The organism is Microbacterium sp. UNCCL10, assembly GCF_000746195.1.
GTDB classification, from domain to species: domain Bacteria; phylum Actinomycetota; class Actinomycetes; order Actinomycetales; family Microbacteriaceae; genus Microbacterium; species Microbacterium saccharophilum.
Genome location: NZ_JQKT01000007.1, coordinates 1,039,394 through 1,063,616 on the forward strand (window position 1 = coordinate 1,039,394; position 24,223 = coordinate 1,063,616).

Genomic DNA, 24,223 nt, shown 5'->3' on the forward strand with positions numbered 1-24,223 from the left:
GATGAAACTCAACGAGATCTTCCTCAAAGACGTCACCCGCTCGATCGAGGGCGTCGTCAAGGCCGACGATGTCGACCACCTGGGAATCGAGGTCGAGGAGTACGTCTTCACCAACGACGCCGCAAAGGGCGTTGCGCCGCTGCTGGAGGAGTACACCAACTACACGAACGCCAACGGTGTGTGGATCTCCGGCTTCTTCGGCTCCGGTAAGTCCCACCTGCTCAAGATGCTCGCGCACCTTCTCGGCGACGTGGAGGGGCAGGCGTTCCCGCGCGAGCGGGTAAGCGAGAGCTTCCTCAGCAAGACCGACGACGCGATGCTCATCGCCTCGCTGAAGAAGGCTGCAGCCATCCCGGCGAAGAGCCTGCTCTTCAACATCGACCAGAAGGCGACCTTGATCGCCAAGGACCAGACTGACGCGCTCCTCAAGGTATTCGTCAAGGTCTTCGATGAGAGCCGCGGCTACTTCGGCAATGATGGCGCCGTCGCCCGGTTCGAGGAGGATCTCGACAAGCGTGGCCAGTACGAGGCGTTCAAAGCGGTCTTCGCGAGGTACGCCGGAATCGACTGGTCCCAGGGGCGCGAACAGACCGCCCTCGAAGGTCACAACATCGACAAGGCGTTCGCCGAGGTCAACGGTGAGGCCAACCCTGGGATCATCGCTCAGTACCAGAAGTCCTATGCCGTGTCGATCGAGGACTTCGCCACTTCGGTCAAGGCGTGGATCGACAAGCAGGAACCGGGCTTTCGACTCAACTTCTTTGTCGACGAGGTCGGCCAGTTCATCGCCGACGACGTCAAGCTCATGCTGAACCTGCAGACGATTGCCGAGTCCCTCAACACGAAATGCAAGGGCCAGTCGTGGGTCTTCGTCACCTCGCAGGAGGACATGGATAAGGTCATCGGTGACCGCACCAGGCAGCAGGGCAACGATTTCTCCAAGATCCAGGCCCGGTTCAGTGCCAAGGTGAAGCTGACCAGCCAGGACGTCGAAGAGGTCATCAGCAAGCGGCTGCTGGAGAAGAACGATGCGGGCGCTGCCGAGCTCATGGCCATCCATGCCAAGGAAGGTGCGAACTTCAAGACGATCTTCGAATTCGTCGACGGAGCGAAGACCTACCGCAACTACGTCGACGGTGGACGGTTCATCAGCACGTATCCGTTCGTCACCTACCAGATCCCAATGTTCCAGGCCGCGATAGAGGGACTGTCCGACCACAACATGTTCGAGGGCAAGAACAGCTCGGTGGGCGAGCGTTCTATGCTCGGTGTGGTTCAGGAGGTCGCGAAGCGCATCGGCGCCGAACAGATGGGCTACCTCGCGACGTTCGACCAGATGTTCGCGGGCATTAGCGCCGCCCTGAAGTCGGCTGCCCAGAGCGCGATCCTTCAGGCGGAGAAGCATCTGCCTGATCCTGGCTCCGACGTCACGATCCTCGCTAATCGGCTGCTGAAGGCGTTGTTCCTGGTCAAGTACGTCGATACCTTCAAGGCCACGCCCCGCAACCTCACCGTGCTCGTCTACGACCGCTTCGGGCTTGACCTCACCGGGCTTGGCAAGCAAGTGCAGGAGGCGCTCAATCTGCTGGAGGCGCAGTCGTACGTCCAGCGCAGCGGCAACGTCTACGAGTACCTCACCAACGAGGAGCAGGAGATCGAGAAGGAGATCAAGGCGGTCGACGTCGACTCCTCGGAGGTCTCCAACAAGCTCTTCCGGTATCTCTCGTCCGACATCTTCAAGACCAACAAGCTGAAGTACGCGAAGAACGGGCAGGACTTCTCGTTCGGCTACAAGCTCGACGACGTGCCCCAGGGAAACCAGCGTGAGCTGACTATCCACTTCGTTACTCCCGAGACGAGCTATAGCGACTCTGAGATTGCGGCGCAGAGCATGGGACGGGACGAGTTGCGGGTGTTCCTCGGCCGTGACAAGCGGCTGCTGTGGGACTTGCGCCTGCTGCTCAAGACAGAGAAGTACACCAAGCAGCGCACCAGCTCAGGGGCGACGCCCTCGATGCAGTCGATACTCCAGTCGAAACAGGTACTCAACGCCGATCGCGAGAAGGAACTCATTGAACGCCTCCGTCAGGCTGTGGGCAAGGCGCAACTGATCATTAACGCCGCCGAGATCCCCTCCAGCTCCCAGGATGCTGTGACTCGGGTGTCGGACGGATTCCAGGAACTGGTCAGCCGCACTTACACGAACCTCGGGCTACTCGGCGGCAAGGTTTACCCCGAGCAACAGGTCGCCGGTGCGGTCCAGAGCGACACGGGGCTATTTGACGCGGCGACGCTCAGCGCGCTCAACTCGCCAGGCACCGAGATGGAGTCCTGGATCATCACGCAATCGGGCCTCGGAGAACAGGTGACGATCAAGAAGATCGTCGCCCGCTTCGAGACCAAACCCTACGGCTGGGACCTCGGCTCCATCGAGGTCGTGCTGGGATGGCTCGTCGGCAGCGGCAAAGTGGCGCTGAGCGTCGATTCCAACCCGGTCGTCCGAACCGAGGCAGTGGGCCTCATCCGCAACACCGGTAAGCACCAGCACGTCGTCGTCGCACCCCAGAAGGCCTACGACCACGCGAAGGTCGCCGCATTCAAGAAGTTCTGCACCGACTTCTTCGACGCCGGGGCCGTGCCGAGCGACCCCACAGAACTCGCCCGGTTCGGCAGGGACATACTCGCGGCCAGGCGGGACGAGCTCAACGCTCTCGTCAGCAGCAGCCGGTATCCCTTCGTCAGCGAGCTCGCCGGCGTTGTCGCCTTGCTCGACGAGGTCGTCAGCAAGCAGGTCGACTGGTATCTCACCGACTTTAATAAGGCTGACGAGCTGCTCGAAGCCAAGGAAGACCTGATCGATCCGATCAAGTCGTTCCTCAACGGCCAGCAGGCCAAGATCTTCGACGAGGCACAGGCACTCCTCAGCGCCAACACGGGGAACCTCGGCTACCTCCCCGCAGGGAGCGCGGATTCGGTCAAAGCCCTGCTCGCAGATGCCAGTGCCTTCCGTGGCAACAAGATGAACCAGCTCAAGGCCGCTTCCGACTCTCTGCGAGCGCAGATCGACGATGTTGTCGCCGACAAGCGTGCGGAGGTGACCGAGGCGATCGATGGGCGGCGGGCCGAGATCCTCGGCAGCACCTACTACGTCAACGCCACTCCGGCAGCACAGGAGAGCGTGATCCGATGGATCGATGCGGTCCTCGCGCGACTCGGCGGCGAGACACAGTCCGCGCTCATCCTCCAGGCGGGAGCAACCTTTGAACAGGACGACTACCCGGAGCTGCTGAGCCGGCTCGTTGCGGCGCAGCAGGGTGGGGATGACGACGCCCCGCCGCCCAAGCCGATGGTGTCAGTCAAATCGATCAGCGTGCCCGGCGCGTCGGGCGTCCTGGAGTCCGAGGCCGACGTCGACGCCTATCTCTCCAAGTACCGCGCCGCGCTCGTGGCGACCCTCAACGACGGAAAGCGAATCACGCTCTGATGGACACCGCAACGCTCAAGTCCTTCGCCACGTCAGCGCGCATCGAACTCATCCGCGAGGTCGGCGCGCGCATTACCGCCGTGCTCGCTCTGGGATCGCCCGAACGCGTCGAACAGCCGCGAGCCGTGACCGCGCTGGAACGCACCATCGCCGCGGGGGGCGGCGGAGACAAGGGCAAGGCGCACGTGGCCGACAAGGTTGCGTACACCTGGTTCAACCGCATCATTGCCCTGCGCTTCATGGATGCCAACAACTACACCGCGATCGGCGTCGTCTCGCCCGCTGTCGAACATGTCGGCCAGCCCGAGGTGCTCGCTGCAGCCAAGCGGGGCCAGATCGACGGTGATGTAGTCAAGGGCGCAAACGCATCAACCATCACAGGACTACTCAACGGCACCCGCCAGCCTCGTCCCGGCGTCGATGCCCAAGCCGAGGCATACGCGCTCCTGCTCGCGGACTACTGCCGCTACTGGAACCGGGCCATGCCCTTCATGTTCGAGCGCGAGGGCGACTACACCGAGCTTCTTATCCCAGCTAACCTGCTCGCTGAAGACTCCGTCCTGAGTCGCTCGGTCAGGGTGCTCAGCGAGGAGGTCTGCTCGGACGTCGAAGTAATCGGCTGGCTCTATCAGTTCTACATCTCTGAACGGAAGCAGGAGGTGTTCGACGGGTTCGGTGCGAAAGGGGCTGCGCGAAAGCTGGCGGGCCCGGATGAGATCCCCGCCGCTACCCAGCTGTTCACTCCGCATTGGATCGTTCGGTACCTCGTCGAGAACTCAGTCGGGCGGTTGTGGATGCTGAACCACCCCGAGTCCCGGTTGGTCGAGCAAATGGACTACTACATCGCCCCGGTTGACGTGACCGATTTCCTCGCGATCAGCAAGCCCGAAGAGCTAAAGGTCATGGACCCGGCCTGCGGTTCGGGCCACATGCTGACCTACGCCTTCGATCTCCTCTATGCGATTTATGAGGAGGAGGGCTACACGCCGTCGCAGATTCCGCGGCTGATTCTCACGAACAACCTCTTCGGCACAGAGATCGATCCCCGAGCAGGTGCCCTCGCGGCTTTCGCGCTGACGATGAAGGCCGCGGCCAGGCGCAAGCTCTTCCTCAGGAACCCGGTCGAGCCGAAGATCTGCGTGCTTGACCGGATCTCGTTCGGCCCCGACGAACTGAGCTATCTGGTCGCTGACGGCGGCAACCGGCACGAGGAAGAGGCGTTCTGGAACCAATTCGGCGAGGCCGATACCTTTGGGTCGCTCATCCAGCCCAATCCCGCGCTGACCGCTCGTCTCGCTGACCAGCTCGCGACGCTAGACGCCGAGGGCGATATCCTCCACGCCGACACACTGGGCCGGGCTCGGAAGACGGTCCGGCAGGCGGAGTTCTTGCTGCCGAGGTACGCGGCGGTTGTCGCGAATCCGCCGTACATGGGAAGCAAGAACTACTCGTCCAGGCTCAGGGAGTTTGCCTCTCGGAGTTACCCGAGCTCGTGGACTGACCTGTGCACCATGTTTGTCGAGCGTTCCTTGGAGCTCACCAAGCGAAGCGGTGTCGCGAGTCTTGTTACAAGCGAATCGTGGATCTTCACCAGCTCCTTCGCTGAGATGCGAGCTCTTGTTCTGCAGCGCGCTCATCCTGTGTTGTGCGCGAGCATCGACAAGTCGGCCTTCGGGGTGGTCCTGAACGTGGCAGCCGTGGTTCTAGTGGGCTCACCACACGAAGATGCGGTGGGCACCTTCTTCCGTGTGACGAAAGAAGCCATTAGGCACGGGATCACTGAAGCGCCGCCAAGCGGGACGGACGTTTACCGCGTTCCTGTATCCGATTTCAAGTTGCTACCTGGCGCGCCCTTCGCATTCGACTTTCCAGTCGATCTGCTCCGGTTGTATCGGTCGCGCCCAACTGTTGGATCTGCGTTCGATGTGAAGCAAGGGCTTGCCACGGGGGACAACGAGCGCTTTCTAAGGTTCTGGTGGGAAATCTCTTTCGGGCGGGCACGTTTCGATGCTCAATCACGAGAGTCCGCCGCAGAATCAGGGCATCGTTGGTTCCTCTACAACAAAGGGGGGACGCCGAAAGCGTGGTGGGGCAACCAGTATCACGTGGTCGATTGGGCAAACGATGGTCAGGAGATCGTTTCGGAGGCGGCGAAGAAATGGGGAAGCGCGAGCCGCACGATCAAGAACACCGATTTCTACTTTCGTGAGAGCGTGACCTGGTCGAAGACGGGGTCCAAGGGCGCTCGGTTTAGATACCTCCCTGCAGGGTCAGTCTTCGACATCAACGGCATGTCGATTTTCGGCAATGAGGAGGGGGAACTCCTCGATGTTCTCGGATACCTGAACAGTCAGATTGCGCGCGACGGGCTTGATGTACTGTCTCCCACCCTCACCTACCAGTCTGGCGATGTCGGGCGGCTCCCGATGCCAGGAGGACGCACAGGTCGTGACACCGTTCGGACGCTGATCCACCTCGCTCGACAAGCGTGGGCTCGATCGGAGGTAGCGCACGGCTTCGTCGGGATTCCACTTACAGGCGGGTCGGGCCCGCTCGAGGAGCGTGTGAATGAATACCTCATGAAAGCGCGCGCAGATTCGCGGAAGATCCTGGAACTTGAGCAGCTAAACAACGAGTACTGGAATGAAGCGATCGCCGCGGATCTTGGCGAGGATCGCGCGCCGGCGGTTCGTTTGACTCCATCCGCTTCGCCCGATGTCGACTCGGGTTCAGTTGTTAGGGACCTGGTCTCGTACGCGGTTGCCTGCATGTTTGGCCGTTACAGCATCGACGAACCCGGGCTGATCCTTGCCGACCAGGGGGCGACCTTGCATGACTACTTGGCGAAGGTGACCGATCCGACGTTCACGCCAGACACCGACAACGTCATCCCGATCGTGGACGGAACCTGGTTCGAGGACGACATCGTCGAGCGCTTCCGGCACTTCATCCGCGTGGCGTTCGGGCAGCAACACCTCGACGCGAACCTGCGGTTCGTTACAGAGATGCTTGGCGCCAAGAATCTGCGCGACTACTTCGTGAAGTCCTTCTACAAGGACCACGTCCAGCGGTACAAGAATCGCCCGATCTACTGGCTCTTCTCCAGCCCCAAGGGCTCATTCAACGCCCTGATCTACATGCACCGCTACACGCCGTCAACGGTCTCGACCGTGCTGACTTACCTGCGTGAGTATGTCACCAAGCTGGACTCCGCCCTCCAACAGGCCGTGCGTGCTGGGGACGCAAAGGAAGCGGATCGGCTTCGCAAGATACTCCTCGAACTGAACGAGTACGAGCACGACACGCTCTTCCCGAAGGCGTCCGAGAACGTCGTGATCGACCTCGACGACGGTGTGAAGGCGAACTACCCGAAGTTCGGCGCCGCGCTCAAGAAGATTCCGGGGCTGGAGGCGGCGAGTGACTGACCTTAACTCCGTCCAGGACGCCCTCCTGGGCCGACTCGCCTCGACGAGGGTCGTGTTCTGGCACGACCCCGCCGGCGAGTATGCCGCCGACCTCGACGCGCTCGATCTCGGGCCCGTCAACGTCATCCGTGTCGAGGACAATGAGTTCGGTGTGAAGAACGCGATCCTTGCCGATCACGTGAGCAAGCACCTCGTCTACCGCCGTGGCGACCTCCCTCGCGGCACGGCGAACTGGCTTCTAGATCTCGAACTCGCGTACGGTGTCTTCACGGCCGACAAGACTTCCATGCTCCAACAGGAGCTTGGCCTCAACGACCCATCCCTGCTGCCGGTCATAGAGCGGCATCAGAAGTTCTTCGCCGCGCACAGCCGCAAGCAGGCACTGGAGAAGCTCCTGAACGACGGAGACGACGCGGCCCGCCTTCGCGCCAAGATGTCCCAGGTGCTCGTCAAGGCATCGGGCAACAAGCTGACCGACATCGTGCGCGAGCTCCTCGTCGAGAACGCCGCCGGCAAGAGCTCCAAGTTCGACGAGCTCGTCACCTTCGGTCTCGATCAGTTCTTCTGGGATGGACTCGGGAGCATCTACAGGTACCCAAGCGCGGCGCCGACGATCGACGACTTTGTCCTGTGGATGTTCAGCCGAGCCATCGAAGACTTCGCGTCGAGGACTCCCGACGAGTTCCGCAACATCCGCAGTGACTTCAACGCGCTGCGCTACGACGTCCGCAGTCAGGAGACGATGACGACGCTGGCCTCCCGCGCGGCTGATGCACTCGACGTGAGTTCCAAGATCGAGCATCGCGACTACCGCGAGTTGTCCAGGATCACGATCTTTGAGGAGATCGACCGCAAGGTGATTGTGGACCTTGCCGCCGCGGTCGCTACTCAGTCGGTGACGCCTCGCGAGGTTGCCGACATTTTGCGGCAGCGCCAGGAGAGCCTGTGGAAGGCGAAGTACGCGAAGCTCTACCAGGCCGTTCAAAGCGCCTCAGAGCTGCTCGCAGCAATCGCGGCCCTGCCGCACGCGGTCGCGTCCGCCGCAGTGGGGCTGGAGAAGTACCAGTCTGACTGGTTCCGCATCGACCAGCACTACCGGTGGTTCACCTACGCTCACCAGACCGCCGACTTCCAGAAACCGCTTGAAGCGCTGAAGACTGAGGTCGACAAGCAGTACGCCAACAAGTACCTCTACGACTTCGGCGGGCTGTGGCAGCAGGCTCTCGAGCCCATAACCGAATGGAAGTTTGCGGCGCTCTGGCCGCAGGCGAAGTTCTTCGACCGTCACGTTGCACCCGTCGTCAAGGATGGGCGCACCAAGGTGGTCGTCATCATCTCCGATGGCATGCGCTACGAGATCGCAGAGGAACTCGCATCCACGATCCGCAGCGAGGACCGTTTCGACGCCTCGCTCTCGGCCCTGCTTGGATCGCTACCGAGCTACACCCAGCTCGGCATGGCGTCGCTCCTCCCGCACTCGAGCCTTGAACTCGACCCCGAGGCTCTGCCCGTACTCGCGGACGGGAAGCCGACGAATGGCACCGCGAACCGCGACAAGATTCTGCAGGCGGTCAAGGGGCACGCCATCACCGCCGCCGAGGCCCTGGCTATGCCAGGGAGCGAACTTCGCGAGTTGTACACGCAGCACCAGGTCTTCTACGTCTATCACGACCGCATCGACGCGGCGGGCGACAAGGCCCCGACGGAGCGGACCGTCTTCGAGGCCGCCGAGGAGACTCGCCGCGAACTGTTGCTCCTCGTAAGAAAGTGGACCAACGCGAACGCGACGAACATCCTGATCACTGCCGACCACGGGTTCCTCTACCAGGACATCCCCCTAGAGCAGGCGTACTACTTATCGCAGAGTCCGCAGGGTGACGCGGTCACCAAGACCAACCGACGCTACGTGCTCGGTCGGTCGCTGAAGCCGTCCCCGTCATTCATGACATTCAGCTCGGCTCAGGCCGGGCTGGTGGGAGACATCGACATCCAGATTCCTAAGTCGATCCACCGCATCCCGCAACCCGGTGCCGGCACGCGCTACGTCCACGGCGGCGCATCCCTCCAAGAGATCGTCGTCCCGGTGATCACGGTCAACAAGAAGCGCAAGAGCGACGTCCGCGCAGTGAACGTCGATCTCATGCCCGAGACCGACAAGATCACCACAGGGCAGCTCGCAGTCAAGCTGCTGCAGCGCGAGGCCGTCTCCGACAAGATCCAGGCGCGCCAGGTCCGGCTTGGCCTCTACGTCGGCGACACGCTGATCTCCGACCAGCGTGTCCTCACCTTCGACAGCGCATCGGACGACCAGCGCGACCGCTACCAGAAGGCCGTCCTGTACCTGACCGAGGACGCCGACCAATTCAACAACCGGCCAGTCGAGTTGCGGCTCGAAGAGCCGATCCCGAACACGACACAGTGGAAGACGTTCTCCAAGGGGAACTACACGATCAAGCGGTCGTTCACGACTGACTTCGACTTCTAGGAGAGCCATGACCAACCTCGAAGACGCGCTCGACGAGATCGACGTCTTTGCCGCCGAGGCAACCCATGCATCGCCGACCAAGTCCGCACTCGATGACAAGATCAACGAGCACTTCGCCGGCGCCGTCGTCCGCAAGGACTTGGTCAACGCGGTCCGCGGCAACGCCGTGGTGCCGTCATATGTCTTGGAGTACCTGCTCGGCCAGTACGCGGCATCCGATGACGAAGCGACGATCCAAGCTGGGATCGACAGCGTGCGCCAGATCCTCGCGACCCACTACGTCAACCGCAACGAGCACATGCTCGTGAAGTCGGAGATCCGCCGCAAGGGCCACCATCGCGTCATCGACAAGGTCACCGTCACGCTCAACGAGAAGAACGACGTCCACGAGGCCGAGTTCGAGAACCTCCAGATCAAGGGCGTCATCATCGACGACCTCACGGTCAAGCAGAACCCTAAGCTGCTCGTCGGCGGCGTCTGGTGCATCTGCGACATCGAGTACTTCCACTCCGACGATCAGCGCGTCGTGCCGTGGATTCTCGACAAGCTCAAGCCCATCCAGGTCGCCGGCGTCGACACTGACCACTACTACAACGCCCGCAAGGCGTTCACAACCGATGAGTGGATCGACCTGCTCATGCAGTCGATCGGCCTCAACCCCGAGCAGTTCAGCGAGCGCGGCAAGCTCATCGCCCTGACCCGCTTGATTCCGTTCGTCGAACGCAACTACAACGTCGTCGAGCTCGGGCCCAAGGGCACAGGAAAGTCCCACACGTTCAGCGAGTTCTCCCCGAACGGAATCCTTATCTCCGGTGGCGAGGTCACCGTCGCCAAGCTCTTCGTGAACAATGCCAGCGGCCGCATCGGCCTGGTCGGATACTGGGACTGCGTTGCCTTCGACGAGTTCGCAGCCAACCGTCGCGCCGACCAGAACCTCGTCAACGTCATGAAGAACTACCTCGCGAACAAGTCCTTCTCGCGAGGTACCAGCATCTACGGTGCCGAGGCTTCGATGGCCTTCATCGGCAACACGACGCACACCGTGCCCTACATGCTCAAGAACAGCGACCTGTTCGACGAGCTGCCCGACGCCTACCGTGACCCTGCGTGGCTCGACCGCGTCCACCATTACATCCCAGGATGGGAGGTCGCGCCGATCCGATCGGAGATGTTCTCTACCGGATACGGCTTCGTCGTCGACTACCTCGCCGAGATCCTGCGCGCCAAGCGCTCTGAGGACTTCTCGGATAAGCACAAGCTCTACTTCACCCTGGACAAGTCGATGTCGACGCGAGACCAGGACGGCATCCGCAAGACCTTCTCGGGGCTGATGAAGCTTGTGCACCCAACGGGCGAGGCGACAGAAGACGAGGTGCGCGGGCTGCTGGAGTTTGCGATCGAGGGTCGCAAACGAGTCAAGGACTCGATTCTGCGGATCGACGCCACGATGCGCGACACCCCCGTCTACTTCCGGTACTCCGACGAGGTGGGTGTGTGGCACGACGTTGCAACCCTCGAAGAGAGCCAGTACCCGCGGCTGTATCGGCGAGACTGGGATGCCGCGTCCCACAGTGATGGAGAATCGGCTGACAGCCTGGGATCGGCGACGCGTGAGTCCGCGAGTCCTGCGTCATCGCCTGCTGCAGCTTCGGTTCCTCAGAAGGGGCCGCAGGAAGCCCCGACCTCGGCGCTGGCGCCGGGGCACCGCGACTTCACCGCCGGCCAGAGGGGCGTCTCATACGAAGAGATACTCCTTCCGTACCTTCGCGGTGCCGCCAGGATCACGATCACGGACCCGTATATCCGCCTTCCGCATCAGGGACGCAACCTTGCGGACCTGCTCAGTCTGCTCGCCGTAGCCAAGGACGAGGCCGACGAGATCGACCTCGAACTCGTCACCACCGAAGAACCGAAAGCCGAGTACAAGCACACCCAGCTGCTCATGCTCAAATCGATCAAGGACGCATCCGACGCCGTCGGCGTCCGACTGGCGGTGCGACTCGATGACACGATCCACGACCGCCGAGTTGAGACCGACCATGGCTGGCGCATCGACCTGGGGAAGGGCCTGGATATCTGGCAGAAGCCGAGCGACAACCCCTTCGACTTCGGGCGGAGTCGTCAGGAGTTCCGTCTCGTCGGCTCGGCATTCAGCATCCACTACGTGAAGATCGCGGTCGCTGACGCTGCGGATCGAGACGGGGGCGATGGTGTCTAAGACCGGAGTCTTGGACTACCAGTCGCTTCGGATGGCCTGGAATTGTGCGGCAGGACTGGTTCGAACGCGGCCCTGGCTGACCATCAGTTGGATTGCGCATCCGGGGGAGGATTGGCACCTCGTTGTGCATGACGGTGCGACCGGGCCCGCGCTGCACTTCGATGAGTATCCTGGCCCGACCCTCGCTGGCAAGTCGGGCGTATCCACGCTGGATTGGGATGACGTGATCCCTCCATCTGAAGCCATCGACTGGGCGTTGGAGTGGGGCCCCGCCGACATAGATGCGGAGTTGACACCGAAGACCGCGGTATACGAACTGCTGAGCGCTCTCGTCGCTCTGGGGCCGTCGTGGTCGGTGCAGGCGGCGCGCTTCATCGGGGACGACGGCGATCCTGCCTCCGTGTTCGCGCTCCAGGAGCTATTTCCCACGATCGCGCTGGCGGTGGACGCGTACGTCGAGATGCTGGGAGGCCAGTATCGCGAGGGAGAACTCGCCGCACGTTCCGAGTACTGGCACGAACCGCTATGGCTCGTCGCCAGAGACGGTATCGCCACCGTGATGGTCGATGAGTCCGGCCAACTCCACATCCCATCCAGCGCAAGCGCCGGGGCATCCGTGTTCGAAGCGTTGCGTACGCTTCGTGACCACGACTGGGAGATCGAAGAACTCGCGTTGGCGGTCGTCGAGGCTTCTGGCATCGGCGAGAACACCGCCCCCGAACCAACGCCTGAGTCGATTGACCATTCGACCTCGACAAGGTGGCAGAAGCTGCGCGTCTATATCGATTTCGCCTCGATCATGACCCAATCGGAGTGGGGTGCCGTCCGACGCGCACGCGAGAGCGGTTCGAGTGTCGAGGACACCAAACTTCTATGGACTGTCGGTCGGGAGTTCGCCGACGCGTTCGGGCAAGAGTGGTGGTCAATGGGCCTTCCAGGCGCCATAGCTGGCGGTGTCGAGTGGACCCTCCACATCGGCGACACGGGAATCGCTGGTGCGCGGGCTGATTTGCTCTACCTGGCAGCGAGTGAGCCGTTCCTGGGCTACTTCTTCGGTGGCGGACGGCTGCTGGTGGACCGTCTGGGTTCCGTGGACTGCGACATCTACATCACCCGTGATGCGACCGCCACCGTCAGGGGTGGAGACCCCGAGGTCATCCGGATTGGCACGAAGGGCTTCGAGGACTGGGCTGCCGCCGCCAGCCGCATCGCAGAACGCGCTCGTCGGTAACCGACAGATCATGGGTCGCCAGAGGTTCACGGGCTCACCCGCGCTTGCTCGAACTCCGACCGATTCATTGGTCCGTTGGGCGGATCGGTCGTGGTGCGTCTGCTGCCCGAGCTCACGGTGCCCTCACCCGCCCCTCGCGCGCATGGTTACAGCGACGAGGCAAGATCGAGGGTGAGAGCGGTTCGGCGAGGGCTTTCCGGTCTGGGGCGACGTCACTGACAACGCATGGTTCAACGAGAGGACGGGCGCTGCCGGGTTGACTTGAGCTGTAGTCACTTACTCGACAGTTCAGATACCTCGAGAGTCTTCGAAGGCCGTCCAGAACCCTCTAAGCCAGTCGCGTATGCTGGCAGTCACGACCGCTGGAGTGAAGCCGAGGGGCCCGATTCCGGGGATTTTGGGAACATGCGTAGGCAGCTTGGGCCTGTGGCGCAGCTGGTAGCGCACCTGCATGGCATGCAGGGGGTCAGGGGTTCGAGTCCCCTCAGGTCCACGTAAGTTGAGAAATTCGAAACCTGCCCCGCCTGATGGCGGGGCAGTTTCGCGTCCGGGGCCGGTTGGGGCGTCTCGCCCCGGTGCTCCTGAGCGAGGACAGCGGCCGCCGGTTCGGCTGGCACGAACGTGACCTGTTCGTCCTCGTCGACGATGATCCGCTTGAACAGCGCGCAGTTGAGGATGCGGCGTTCAGCAGGTTCGCACTTGCTGGAGAGGTCGCCGAGGTCGGTGAGGACACCGACGATCTGATCGAGTCCCTCGTGAGCGTTGTGGTAGGTGGTCGCGAGGCTGTCGAGCCGGTTGGTGATCGCGTCCAGGCTGGTGCGGATGCGGTCCTGTTCGACCTTGAGCAGGTCGAGTGGAATGGCGTCGGCGTAGTGGGCTTGGACGAGTTTGAGGCGTTCGGCTTCGAGCTTGTCGCGCTGTGCGGTGAGCACGGCGCGTTCATCGTCGCTGGAGGCTTCGAGCTGGGTGAACACTTGGTGCAGGACCTGGCTGACGCGCTGTGCTTCCTCATCGCTGAGACCGTTGGCGCTGTAGTCGCGTTCGATGCGGGCCTCTCTGCCCTTGGCGTCGGTGGTGCGCACGTTCAGGTAGCCCACCGGTGCTTTGGTCGGGGTGCCGCCGATTGAGGCCTTCTGCGTCATCCCTTTGAGGACTTCCTGGGCCAGGTTGAGGGAGTAGAACTCGGCCATCGACGCGAGGATGCCGTGCATGAGCATGCCGGAAGGGGACTCGTCGATGTTCTCCGTGACAGAGACCAGGGTGATGTTGGCTCCGCGCAGGGTCGAGTGGATGATCGCGTCATCGAGTCGGTTGCGAGCGAGTCTGTCGACCTTGTTGATGATGCAATACCGCACCGGGTTCGCTTCGCGGTGCGCAGGAGTCCGGCGGCCTCGCGGGCTTCGGCACGCAAGGGCGCAAACCGGCAGTGGTGGGGCAAGCCGGACCGCATCGCCAACCGTTGGGACTGCGTTCGTCGTACTGGAGTTGTCTTGACGAAGGGGGCGATCACATCCAGCACTGCGAACAGCAGCGCCTGGAGCCGGTAGAAGCTCTCCGGCGAGGGTCCATCGATGCTGAGCGCGACCATCTCGTCCAGCCAGGGCATCAGCATCCCGGCGCGGTCCTCACCCAGGAGCAGTATCTGTGCAGGCTCGGCGTACAGCTCGTCGGCGAAGCCCTGGGCATCCAACCGATCGGCCAGCAACGCGGCGTGCTGCCAGAACACCCGGTCGATGATGTAGTCACGGTCGAGGTACAGCGTGGTGACCGTGACCCAGCCCTCGGGCTCACTCCCGCACAGAGTGTTTGCCCCCAACGCCACGGCATTGCCGACGGCAACCGGCTTCTCACCGAACTCGCTGAGCAGGATCGCAGAGCCCGAGCGCACAAAGATCAACTTGACGCAGTCGTAGGCGATGGGAGAGATGGGAGTGTGGATGGACCGTGTGCGGGCAAGCACCGGGGAGAAACATCTGATCCCCATCCCGTCACGCGCCCGCACCGTCCGGGTCACCGTCGCGCGTCGTTACACCGCGCCGTGGATAACCCGGAGCCGGAGTGTCGCCTATTCCGTGCAGGGCCAGCAGACATCGCAGTCTCGTCTCAGGGCACCACGACGATCTTGCCGGCGGCGTGGCCGTTCTCCACTGTGGCAATCGCCTGATCTGCTTGATCAAGGCCGAACTGGGCGTTCACGTGCGGATCAACCAGCCCATACTGGATCACCTCGGTGATCTTTCCCATGGCCTCGTCCGTGCGTGCCAGGGCCAGGCCGCCCAGCTCGGCGGCGGTACCCGGGTCGGCTGCGGAGATGATCCGGGTCTGGTCTGACACCAGGTCCGCGACGGCGCGCAGCGCATCCCCGCCGACGAGATCGACGAGAAGGTCGGGGCCGTCGGGGGCGACATGCCGCACCCGGTCGGCCACGCCCGGACCCGAGTCGATAAAGGTAGCACCGGTGGACTCGACCAGGTCCCGTTTGGCTGCACTGGCCACGCCGATGACCGTGAACTCGTGCACGCGACCGATCTGTGCGGCCATCAATCCCACCCCGCCGCCGGCACCGAGCAACAGTAGGGTCTGGCCTGGTTCGAGTTCGATCTGGTGGGTAGCGTCATATGCTGTGGCTGCGGCCACCGGGATGGTGGCGGCGTCGGTGAAGGAGATCTCCTCCGGCTTGGCCACAGTCGTGGAGGCGCGCAGCAGGGTGTGCTCGGCCATCCCACCCTGTCCGGGTGCCACCAAGCCGAGCACCTCGTCGCCGACCGCGAAGTCTTCGATCCCCTCGCCGACCTGAGTGACCACGCCGGCGGCTTCACGTCCCATCGGCGCCGGCAGGCTCCAGTGACGGCCCAGCTGGCCTTCCCGGATCTTCCAGTCGGCCGGGTTCACGCCGGCGGCTCGGACTTCGATGGCCACTTCTCCGGGTCCGGGCGTTGGAACGGGCCGGTCGATCAGCTGCTGCGTCTTGGGTCCGCCGTAGTCGGTGAAGACATAAACCTTGGGCATGAACGGAATCTCCTTCTGATCTGGACTGGGCGGGGTGTCATCGCGTCGGGGGTGGGTCTTCGGGGCGGTGGTCGTCAGGGCCGGGGCGGTTCGTCCTCCCCGGCGGCCTCGGCGGCGTCAGCCTCCTCCCGGGTGGCGAATGCGGCGCCGGCAGCGTGCTCGGGTGGGCTGTAGATGGTGTACAGCACCAGTGGCTCCTCGCCGGTGTTGCGGAAGTTGTGTTGGGCGCCGGCCGGTACCGCGCACTGGTCACCGGCGTCGATGGGGTGGGTGTGGCCGTTGAGGTCAGCTTCTCCGGTGCCGGAGACGAAGGTGAGGATCTGGTCGGTGTGCTCGTGGACCTCGTCCCCGATCTGGCCGCCGGGCGGAATGGTCATGACCACGATCTGGGCGTGCTCACCGGTCCACAGCACCTTCCGGAAGTCGGGGTTGTCCCTGGCCACGTCCGCGATGGTGAAATGCTCGACGTTGTCTCCCAGGGTGAAGTTCTTTTCGCTCATGGTCTGTCTCCTCTGTTTCGTTTGTTGATTTCGGTGTTCGCGTCGGTGTCTTGAATCTTCGAGGGGCCCGATGTCCGGGGGCGGCGCTCGCTGTCTCAGGATGTGGGTCAGGCGGCTACCTGCTCGGCCGCTTTTCCTGTGGTCCGCTCACTCTTCGGCATCGTCGTGGTGCCTCGGGTATTGCGCAGCAGTCGCATCGCGTTGGCAATGACCACCAGCACGGAGGCTTCGTGGACGAGCATGCCGATCGACATGGTCACCCCGCCGGCGAAGACTCCCGCCAGTAGCAGCACCACGGTGATCAGGGCGATCGCGATGTTCTGCCGCATCACCGACACGGTCCGCTTGGCCAGGCCGATGGCTTCGGGCAGTTTGAGTAGGTTGTCACCCATCAGGGCGATGTCCGCGGTCTCCACGGCCACGGCTGAGCCTGCCGCGCCCATGGCCACGCCGATGTTCGCGGTGGCGAGAGCCGGGGCATCGTTGACACCGTCCCCGACCATGGCGACGATGTGCCCCTGCCTCTGCAGATCGGAGACGGCATCCAGCTTGTCCTCGGGCAGCAGGGAGGCGTGGATCTCGTCGATCCCGGTGGCCTTCCCGATGGCCTCGGCCACCAGCCGGGTGTCACCGGTGAGCATGACCACCTTCTCGACGCCGGCCCGGTGCAGGCCGGCGACCATCTCGGGTGCGTCCTGGCGGATCTGGTCGGCTACGGCAATGACGCCGGCCACCGACCCGTCGACCGCTACGATCATGGGCGTCTTCCCATCGGCAGCCAGGTCGTGGGCGGCCTGCGTCGCCCGGGCGATGGTGGCTTCGGCAATCCCGTACTGCTCCAGCAGCGGCGGGTTCCCGATCAGTACCAGGCGGCCATCGACGTCGGACACGATGCCCTTGCCCGGGACCGGGGTGACGGTGCCGGGAATGCCCCGCGGGCCCACACCCTCGGCCTGAGCGGTTTCCAGGATGGGACGGGCCAGCGGGTGTTCGGAGCCGGCCTCCGCCGCGGCAGCCCAGCGCAAGACCTCGGTACGCTTCAGCGCGGAGTCCAGGACGACGACGTCGGTCAGCTGGGGACGGCCCTCGGTGAGCGTGCCGGTCTTGTCGACGGCAACAGCCGAGATCTTCGCCGAGGTTTCCAGGAACTCGCCGCCCTTGATGAGGATGCCGTTGCGGGCGGCGCGGCCGATGCCGGCCACAATCGCGACCGGGATGGAGATGACCAGGGCGCCGGGGCAGCCGATGACCAGCAGGGTCAGGGCCAGGACCACGTCACCGGAGATCAGCCCGGCCACCAGCGCCAGCACCATCACAGCAGGCGTGTACCACTGGGAGAAACGGTCGATGAACGCTTGGGTCTTGGCCTTGGCGTCCTGGGCCTCCTCTACGCGGTGGATGATGCGGGCCAGGGTGGTATCCGCGCCGATGCCGGTGGCCAGCACTTGCAGGAACCCACCGCGGGAGACGGTGCCGGCGAAGACCTGGCCGCCTTTGGATTTCTCCACCGGGATGGACTCGCCGGTGATGGACGCCTCGTCGATGGCCCCGGTGCCGGACACTATCTGGCCGTCCACGGGCACCTTCGCGCCGTTCTTGACCAGGACGATCTCGCCCATTCTCACCTGCCCGGCAGGGATCTCCTGTTGCTCACCATCGCGCACGACGATCGCGGAATCCGGGGCGACGGCGACGAGTTCGGCCAACGCCGAGCGTGTCTTGTTCAGGGTCGCAGCTTCCAGGGCGTGACCGATCGCGAACAGGAACGTGACCGCCGCGGCCTCCCAGAAGTTGCCGATGAGGACAGCGCCGATGGCCGCGACCGACACGAGCAGGTCGATGCCGATGACCTTGGCGAGCAGCGCGCGAACCGCCTTCACCACGATCCCGTACCCGGCGACCACGGCCGCGGCGATCATGAAGACGTCCCCGAGACTGAACGCCTCGCTGGCGTGGGTGGCGTGGGCGCCGGCGTCGAGCCACCACTGGGGGCCGACGGTGACGTTGCCGGCACCGCCGGCCAGCCACTGGACGGCGAACGAGATGATGATGAGCACGCCGGACACGACGGGAACCGACCAGTTCCCATAGACCCATCTCTGGAGCCTGTTCACTTTCGGGTACGACCTTTCTGCGGCCAGTGCCGGCGGACCGGCAGAGTGGAATGAGGGAAGGATGGGCGCGAGCCGCCCGCAGCATTGGCTCTTAGAAAGCCGAGGGGGCGGCCCTGTAGCCGGCCTTGGCAACGGCTGCAACGAGGTCATCCACGGAGACGCGCTCGGCGTCGTGGTCGATCTCGATACGGGCGGAGGCGAAGTGGACCTTCACGTTCTCGACACCCTTGAGGCGGCCGACCTGCTTCTCAATCTTGGCCACGCAGGACGGGCAGGAGAATCCCTCGGCCCTCAGGACGGTGCGTGTAGTGGTGGGGGTGGAGGTGCTCATTGCGGGTTCCTCTCGTGGTAGTACTTTTTGCTGACAGCTTCACGATAGGTTCGCGGCGTCCGGAACTCCTTGACATAGATCAAGTTCGGACGCATACCTGCCGAGGCCTCTCTGGCGAAGTCCCAGGTCGCGCCCCGCCGTGGTGCGATAGGCTTGGGAAATGCCCGAGGACGACTTGTGCGTCACCCGCGTCCCGATCTTCCAAGGACTCACCCACCAGGAGCAGTTGCGCGTCGCGGAGTTTGTCCGCCCGATGTGCGCGCAAAAGGGGGAGACCGTCTCCGGGCCCGGACAGTCGGTCTCGCGTCTGCTGGTGATGCACAGGGGACAGCTCAAGGTCAGCCACACAGCGGCCAATGGCCAAGAACAGATCCTGCGTACGGTGACCGACGGTGATGTCGTAGGGGAACGAGCCTTCTTGACCGGCCACCGCCCGAACGACCTCGTCGTCGCGCTGGAAGACAGCCGGATGTGCGTCTTCGACCACGCAGACCTGTCGGCCCTGCTGCGCGACTACCCCGATATCAGTCAGCGAATGCTGCGTTCCCTCTCCGACCGCCTCTCCTCCGTCGAGCGGCTGCTGGCCGCCATCACCTCCAGCGATGTCAGCGCCCGCGTCGCGGCGTATCTGCTGGATCTGCCCGGCGGCATGCGAGACGGAGTGCGCACCGTGCGGCTGCCGATGGCGAAGCAGGACATCGCCGCCTACCTCGGCACCACGCCGGAAACCCTGAGCCGGCGCCTCGCCGCGCTGTCCGCCTCCGGGATCATCGAACTCCACGGGCGCCGAGACGTCACGGTTGTCGACATCGGTGCACTGGAACGCGTCGCCACACCTCGGTAATCGGTTGAAGCTCGCACCCGCCCTTGTTGCTGGCGAAGGCGCACAGCCATGAGCAGGGTCGAGGGGAGGACTCATCGCTCACGCCCTTGTGGATCGCGGAGCAGTACCCCCGCAGCGATCAAATGGTTTCGAACAGTGCCGGCCGAAAATCCGACGCGTGCGCCCACGCGTTCGAGAGACTCGCCGTCGGCATACCGCCGAACCATTTCCTGAACCTCCGCATCCGAGGGAGCGGTGCGACGAAGACGCACACCTCGCTCGCGCAACAGTGACGCCAGCCGCTGCCGACTCACGCCGACCTCCGTGGCTATCGTGCGCAGCGTCTCACCGGCCGCGTATTGAGCCTCTGCCGAAAGGAGCACCTCACCGCTGACCCTTGCCTGCTGTCGGACGTAAGACTCCTCGCGACGGACACCACGCCGCGCACGAAGACGGATCGCGCGATGCATCAAACTCAAGCGGGCCAGCGGCGGGGCAAGTTTCGACAAGCCTCCCGCTAGGTCCACGACAATCCCCGGTTCCCCCGGGGATTTCGTGTTTTCCGGCGGCGTTCGCGAGCGAACGACAGGATCGGGCGTGACGGGTGTGGCGCATGAGGCGCATCCGTCCCGCCGGCCACACCCGCTCCTGCGGATCGCCCATCCCATCGCCCACGCCGGTCCGCTCGGACTAGGTGAGCGCGTGAAGAGCATGTGGGCGTGGTTCGTCGCCGGCGCGATCCTCGTGCTCGTCGGGCTCATCTGGACCCTGCAGGGTCTCAACGTGCTGGGCGGCTCGGCCATGAGCGGCTCGTCGCTGTGGGCGACGATCGGGCCGATCGTGCTGCTCATCGGGCTCGTGCTCATCGGGATCGGGGTCGCCCGCCGCCGCAGGACCTGATCACCCGCGCGACGCGGGACGTTCGGCCCGCCGTACGCAGCGGGGCGGGGCCATCGTGGGGGCATGAACACCATGGATGCCGGCGGGCGCCGCAGCGTGCGGGTCGTGGAGAAGGCGGGCCCCTGGGGCTTCTTCTTCCTGCTCGCGTACATCGGCGCCGCCATCTACTTCGTCTCCCAGTCCGGCGGTACGTTCTGGGGCGTCGTCCTGGGCCTCCTCCAGGCGGCCGTGTGGCCGGTCTACCTCATCTACCTCGCTCTGGCGGGGCTCGGTGCGTGAGGTCGGACGGCGCGGCGTGCGCGGCACGCTGCTCGTGCTGACGGCCTTCACGGCGCTCACGGCGACGGCGGGCGGCGTCACGCTGATGTAGGGGAGCCTGTCCGGTGCGTCGTCCGTCCTGGTCCCGCCCGCCGAGTATCTGCAGGGGAGCCCGTTCGGAGATTACCTCGTCCCCGGGATGCTCCTGGTCGTCGGCATCGGGGGGACGCACGCCCTGGCGTTCGTCGCGTGGTTGCGCCGCCGGCGCTGGGCTCCGCTGGCGGCCGTGGTCGCCGGCTACGCGTGCCTGCTCTGGATCTTCGTGCAGATGGTCGTCATCCCCTTCAGCGCGCTGCAGGCGCTGTACTTCGGCATCGGCTGCCTCGAGATCGGCCTCGTCCTGCTGGCTCTCGGGGTCTGGCCGTCGCGGGCTGCCTAGGCACGGGTGTCCGCGCTCTCCAGCAGCCGCGCGCCCAGGAGGCGCCCCCACTGCTCGGCTTCCTCGACCTGGCCCGCCACGAGCGCGCTGTCCTTGTCGACGAGGAAGCTCCGGTAGTCCGCGAGCGGCACCGCGCCGCGCTTGCGCAGCCGCTTGTCCATGCCCGCGGCGGCCGACCCGCTGAAGATCCGCGGCATGTCGGCTCGCGTGTCGTACGCGGCGAAGCCGCGCGCCGGGAGCGGCGCCGCCGCGAGCCACTCCCGTACGCCGTCGCCGTCGTAATACGGCTCGAGGTGCAGGTGCGACGCCGCCCGCGCGACCCAGTTCGCCGCGTCCGCGCGGGTCTGCGGGCGGCTCAGCCCATGGGCGTGCGTCGGCGCACCGACGATCAGCAGGTCGGCGGACGCCAGCCCGCCCGCATCGTGCACCGGCACCACCTCGACGTGGGCGGCCGACCGGAGGCCCGCGCCGATCGCCTCCGCGATGCGGCGCGTCGCGCCGAACATGGACTCGAAGACGATGGTCGCCGTCACCCGCGTGGAAGGCTCGTTGGTGGTCATGGCTTCACCTTCCGCCGGCGGACGGCGCCACGGGGGGACTATGGTCACTCGGGATCGATCGTGGGCCTCTCGTCCCGGTGCTCGAGTTGGAACACGGCGGCCTGGGTCCGCCGATCGAGACCCAGCTTGCTGAGCAGCGACGAGACGTAGTTCTTCACGGTCTTCTCCGCCAGACCCAGCGTCTCGCCGATCTGGCGGTTCGTCATCCCGTCGGCGATGAGCTTCAGGATCTGGCGCTCCCGCAGCCCCAGCGATCCGAGCCGTGGGTCGGCGGCGCTCTCCCGGATGCGCGTGCTCGCCCGTCGCACCATCGAGGGATCGAGCAGATTCCTTCCCGCGGCGACAGCGCGGATGGACTCGACCAGCCGGTTTCCCGCGATGTCCTTGAGCACGTACCCGGCCGCTCCCGCCAGCACGGCCGCGGAGATGGCGGTGTCATCGTCGTAGGCCGTCAGGATGAGACACGCGACCTCCGGCATCCGGGAGCGGATGGTGCGGCAGAGGTCGATGCCGCTCCCGTCCGGCAGGCGGACATCCAGGACGACGACATGCGGACGCGTCGCCTCGATCCGGCGCAGCGCGTGGGTGAGATCGCCCGCTTCGCCGACGACGACGAGATCGGGCTGCATTCGCAAGAGGTCGGCGATGCCGCGGCGGACGACCTCGTGATCGTCGACGAGGAAGATCTCCGTCATCCCGCGCTCGTCTCGGATGCCGTCATCGGTATGCACCATCGCACGGATGTGCCCGCCCTGCTCGATTCGACGTGCAGGTCGCCTCCGTGGCGCTGCGCGCGGTCCTGCAGGTTCTGCAGTCCGCTCCGGCGCGTCCGCGTACCCATCCCATCGCCGTCGTCGGCGACATGCACCGTCAGCCAGCCGTTGCGTGCGGTGACCTCGACCGAGATGCGATCGGCGTCGGCGTGCCGGACCGCGTTGCTGAGGAGCTCCCGTGCCGCGGCGACGACATCCTCACTGCGCCGGCCGCCGACCGCATGGTCGATGGGCCCGCGGAAGCGCACCGTGGGCGGGCGCGACATGTGGCTGGACAGGCCCGCCACGACATCGATGACGCGGTGGCGCAGAGTGTCGGCATCCCGGGCGGACAACGCGAAGATCGCCGTCCGGATCTGCGCGATGGCGTCATCGAGCTCGCCGACGGCGGCGTCGAGGCGATCCGCCGCCGGCCCCGGCTCGAGGGCGCCGGCCACCGCGCGGACCGTGAGCCCCGCGCCGAACAGCTGCTGGATGACGTGATCGTGCAGGTCACGGGCGATACGGGCTCGCTCGTCGGCGAGGAGCGCCCGCTCCTGCCCCTCGCGGGCGTGGGCGAGGTCGAGGGCCAGGCTGGCGCGCGCGCCCAGTTCCGCGGCGGCCGTGACGTCGGCGGGCGTGAAGGCTGCCGCACCGGGAGCACGCGCGACCGCGACGATGCCCCACAGCCGGGTCTGGGAGCGCAGCGGGATCGCCATCGCCGGGCCCGCCGCACCGGCGGCGCGCACCACGAGCGGGTCCGCTGCCGGGCCGGAGCGGTCCTCCGCGACGCGGGGGAGCGCATCCCGGATCACGGCGCCGGCGAAGGTGTCCGCTTCTGCGAGCAGCGCGCCGCGCAGGCTCTCCTCGTCCGATCCCCGCGCCGCCGCGACCTGCAGGAACCCGTCGTCGTCGGCGACGAGCAGGACGGCCACGCGGTCGGCGCCTGCCACCTGGTGCACGCGCGTCGCGAGGAGGTCGAGCGCGGCCGCACGCGGGGTGGACAGGAGGGCAGCGGACAGCTCGACGGCCGCCGTCATCCATTCCTCCCGTGCTCGCGCCTGCGCGAAGAGGCGGGCGTTGGCGATGACGAAGCCCGCCGTCGTGGCGAGCGCCTCCACGAGCGCCGTGTCCTCGTCGGTGAACTTCCCGTGCCGGCGGTTCGTGAGGTAGAGGTTCCCGAACACCTCGCCGTGCACGCGCACCGGCACGCCCAGGAAGGAATGCATCGGCGGATGGTGCGGCGGGAAGCCCACCGCCCGCGGGTCGGAGGAGATCTCCGGCAGGGCGATGGATGCCGGATCGGTGATGAGCGCGCCGAGCAGTCCGTGGCCCTCGGGAAGATGGCCGATGCGGACCGCCTCGGCATCGGTCATCCCCACGTAGACGAACTGCTCCAGGCCGTGGCGATCCGGGGCGATCACCCCGAGCGCGCCGTACTCCGCGTCGACGAGGTCCGCGGCGGCGCGCGCGATCCGGCGGAGCACGATGGGAAGGTCCAACGGCTGCACGACGGACTGCGTCGCGGCCAACAGGGCGCGCAGTCGATCCTCCGCCGCGAGGACGAGTCCCACGGGCGGCTGGTCCTCCGCAGCCGTCGCAGCCTCCGCTCCGCCCACCCCGCCCCCTTCGGCCACCGTCACCGTCACTGTACGACCGGTGGAAGACGCGGCGGAAGGCGGCGCACGAGGTCG

General features: G+C 65.1%; 17 protein-coding genes, 1 tRNA gene and 2 pseudogenes. 11 read left to right on the plus strand and 9 right to left on the minus strand.

The features are described from left to right. The first annotated feature begins 1 nt into the window (after position 1). The 7 genes from brxC (at position 2) to BR85_RS15395 (ending at position 13,970) form a co-directional block, all read left to right on the plus strand. Positions 2–3,484, plus strand: coding sequence for a BREX system P-loop protein BrxC (gene brxC, locus BR85_RS05255; RefSeq protein WP_028495577.1), 3,483 nt, complete (start codon positions 2–4; stop codon positions 3,482–3,484). After that, positions 3,484–6,909, plus strand: a complete 3,426-nt coding sequence (gene pglX / locus BR85_RS05260; RefSeq protein ID WP_028495578.1) for a BREX-1 system adenine-specific DNA-methyltransferase PglX — start codon at positions 3,484–3,486, stop codon at positions 6,907–6,909. Before brxC ends, pglX begins: the two co-directional genes overlap by 1 nt. Beyond that, positions 6,902–9,394, plus strand: coding sequence for a BREX-1 system phosphatase PglZ type A (pglZ, locus tag BR85_RS05265; protein WP_028495579.1), 2,493 nt, complete (start codon positions 6,902–6,904; stop codon positions 9,392–9,394). The genes pglX and pglZ overlap by 8 nt, the downstream gene beginning before the upstream one ends. A 7-nt stretch (positions 9,395–9,401) precedes the next feature. Beyond that, entirely contained in the window at positions 9,402–11,612 is a 2,211-nt protein-coding gene (gene brxL / locus BR85_RS05270) for a BREX system Lon protease-like protein BrxL (RefSeq protein WP_051526162.1), read from the plus strand. A gap of 10 nt (positions 11,613–11,622) precedes the next feature. Continuing rightward, positions 11,623–12,843 (plus strand): hypothetical protein, encoded by a 1,221-nt coding sequence (locus BR85_RS05275; protein WP_155947956.1) that lies wholly within the window; start codon positions 11,623–11,625, stop codon positions 12,841–12,843. 420 nt (positions 12,844–13,263) lie between these two features. Next, a tRNA-Ala gene (locus tag BR85_RS05280) sits at positions 13,264–13,336 on the plus strand. An 82-nt stretch (positions 13,337–13,418) separates the two neighbouring features. Continuing rightward, positions 13,419–13,970, plus strand: a complete 552-nt coding sequence (locus BR85_RS15395; RefSeq protein ID WP_155947957.1) for a hypothetical protein — start codon at positions 13,419–13,421, stop codon at positions 13,968–13,970. Between the two features lie 51 nt (positions 13,971–14,021). Here BR85_RS15395 and BR85_RS15860 read toward each other — a convergent pair. From BR85_RS15860 to BR85_RS05305, 6 genes and pseudogenes are all read right to left on the minus strand, one after another. Continuing rightward, positions 14,022–14,198: pseudogene (locus BR85_RS15860) on the minus strand (recombinase family protein); the annotation flags it as partial. Positions 14,199–14,215: 17 nt separating this feature from the next. Continuing rightward, positions 14,216–14,827, minus strand: a pseudogene (locus BR85_RS15640) (AraC family transcriptional regulator); the annotation flags it as partial. 119 nt (positions 14,828–14,946) lie between these two features. After that, the gene (locus tag BR85_RS05290; RefSeq protein WP_028495581.1) at positions 14,947–15,852 is read right to left on the minus strand and encodes an NADP-dependent oxidoreductase; all 906 of its coding nucleotides are present in this window, start codon (positions 15,850–15,852) and stop codon (positions 14,947–14,949) included. A gap of 74 nt (positions 15,853–15,926) precedes the next feature. Further along, positions 15,927–16,352 carry a cupin domain-containing protein gene (locus tag BR85_RS05295; protein WP_028495582.1) on the minus strand — a complete coding sequence of 142 codons (426 nt, stop codon included), beginning with the start codon at positions 16,350–16,352 and terminating at the stop codon, positions 15,927–15,929. Between the two features lie 107 nt (positions 16,353–16,459). Then, complete coding sequence (locus tag BR85_RS05300; RefSeq protein ID WP_028495583.1) at positions 16,460–18,466, minus strand: heavy metal translocating P-type ATPase; 2,007 nt, start codon at positions 18,464–18,466, stop codon at positions 16,460–16,462. A gap of 91 nt (positions 18,467–18,557) precedes the next feature. Further along, positions 18,558–18,797 (minus strand): heavy-metal-associated domain-containing protein, encoded by a 240-nt coding sequence (locus tag BR85_RS05305; RefSeq protein WP_028495584.1) that lies wholly within the window; start codon positions 18,795–18,797, stop codon positions 18,558–18,560. A 160-nt stretch (positions 18,798–18,957) separates the two neighbouring features. Here BR85_RS05305 and BR85_RS05310 point away from each other — a divergent pair, with 160 nt between their 5' ends. From BR85_RS05310 to BR85_RS14865, 4 genes are all read left to right on the plus strand, one after another. Then, complete coding sequence (locus tag BR85_RS05310) at positions 18,958–19,641, plus strand: Crp/Fnr family transcriptional regulator (protein WP_028495585.1); 684 nt, start codon at positions 18,958–18,960, stop codon at positions 19,639–19,641. 690 nt (positions 19,642–20,331) lie between these two features. Further along, positions 20,332–20,520, plus strand: a complete 189-nt coding sequence (locus BR85_RS05315) for a hypothetical protein (protein WP_036272499.1) — start codon at positions 20,332–20,334, stop codon at positions 20,518–20,520. A gap of 63 nt (positions 20,521–20,583) precedes the next feature. After that, complete coding sequence (locus BR85_RS05320; RefSeq protein WP_231478575.1) at positions 20,584–20,799, plus strand: hypothetical protein; 216 nt, start codon at positions 20,584–20,586, stop codon at positions 20,797–20,799. Between the two features lie 178 nt (positions 20,800–20,977). Further along, entirely contained in the window at positions 20,978–21,217 is a 240-nt protein-coding gene (locus BR85_RS14865; protein WP_051526165.1) for a hypothetical protein, read from the plus strand. On the opposite strand, the gene BR85_RS05330 is transcribed toward BR85_RS14865, so the two are convergent. The 3 genes from BR85_RS05330 to BR85_RS05340 are packed head-to-tail and all read right to left on the minus strand — an operon-like array spanning position 21,214 to position 24,172. Continuing rightward, entirely contained in the window at positions 21,214–21,777 is a 564-nt protein-coding gene (locus tag BR85_RS05330) for a flavodoxin family protein (RefSeq protein ID WP_051526166.1), read from the minus strand. The genes BR85_RS14865 and BR85_RS05330 overlap by 4 nt on opposite strands. Positions 21,778–21,821: 44 nt before the next feature. Continuing rightward, entirely contained in the window at positions 21,822–22,472 is a 651-nt protein-coding gene (locus BR85_RS05335) for a response regulator (RefSeq protein ID WP_028495588.1), read from the minus strand. Beyond that, on the minus strand, positions 22,469–24,172 hold the full coding sequence (locus BR85_RS05340) for a sensor histidine kinase (RefSeq protein ID WP_081782673.1): 1,704 nt from the start codon (positions 24,170–24,172) through the stop codon (positions 22,469–22,471). The genes BR85_RS05335 and BR85_RS05340 overlap by 4 nt, the downstream gene beginning before the upstream one ends. Positions 24,173–24,223: the final 51 nt, after the last annotated feature.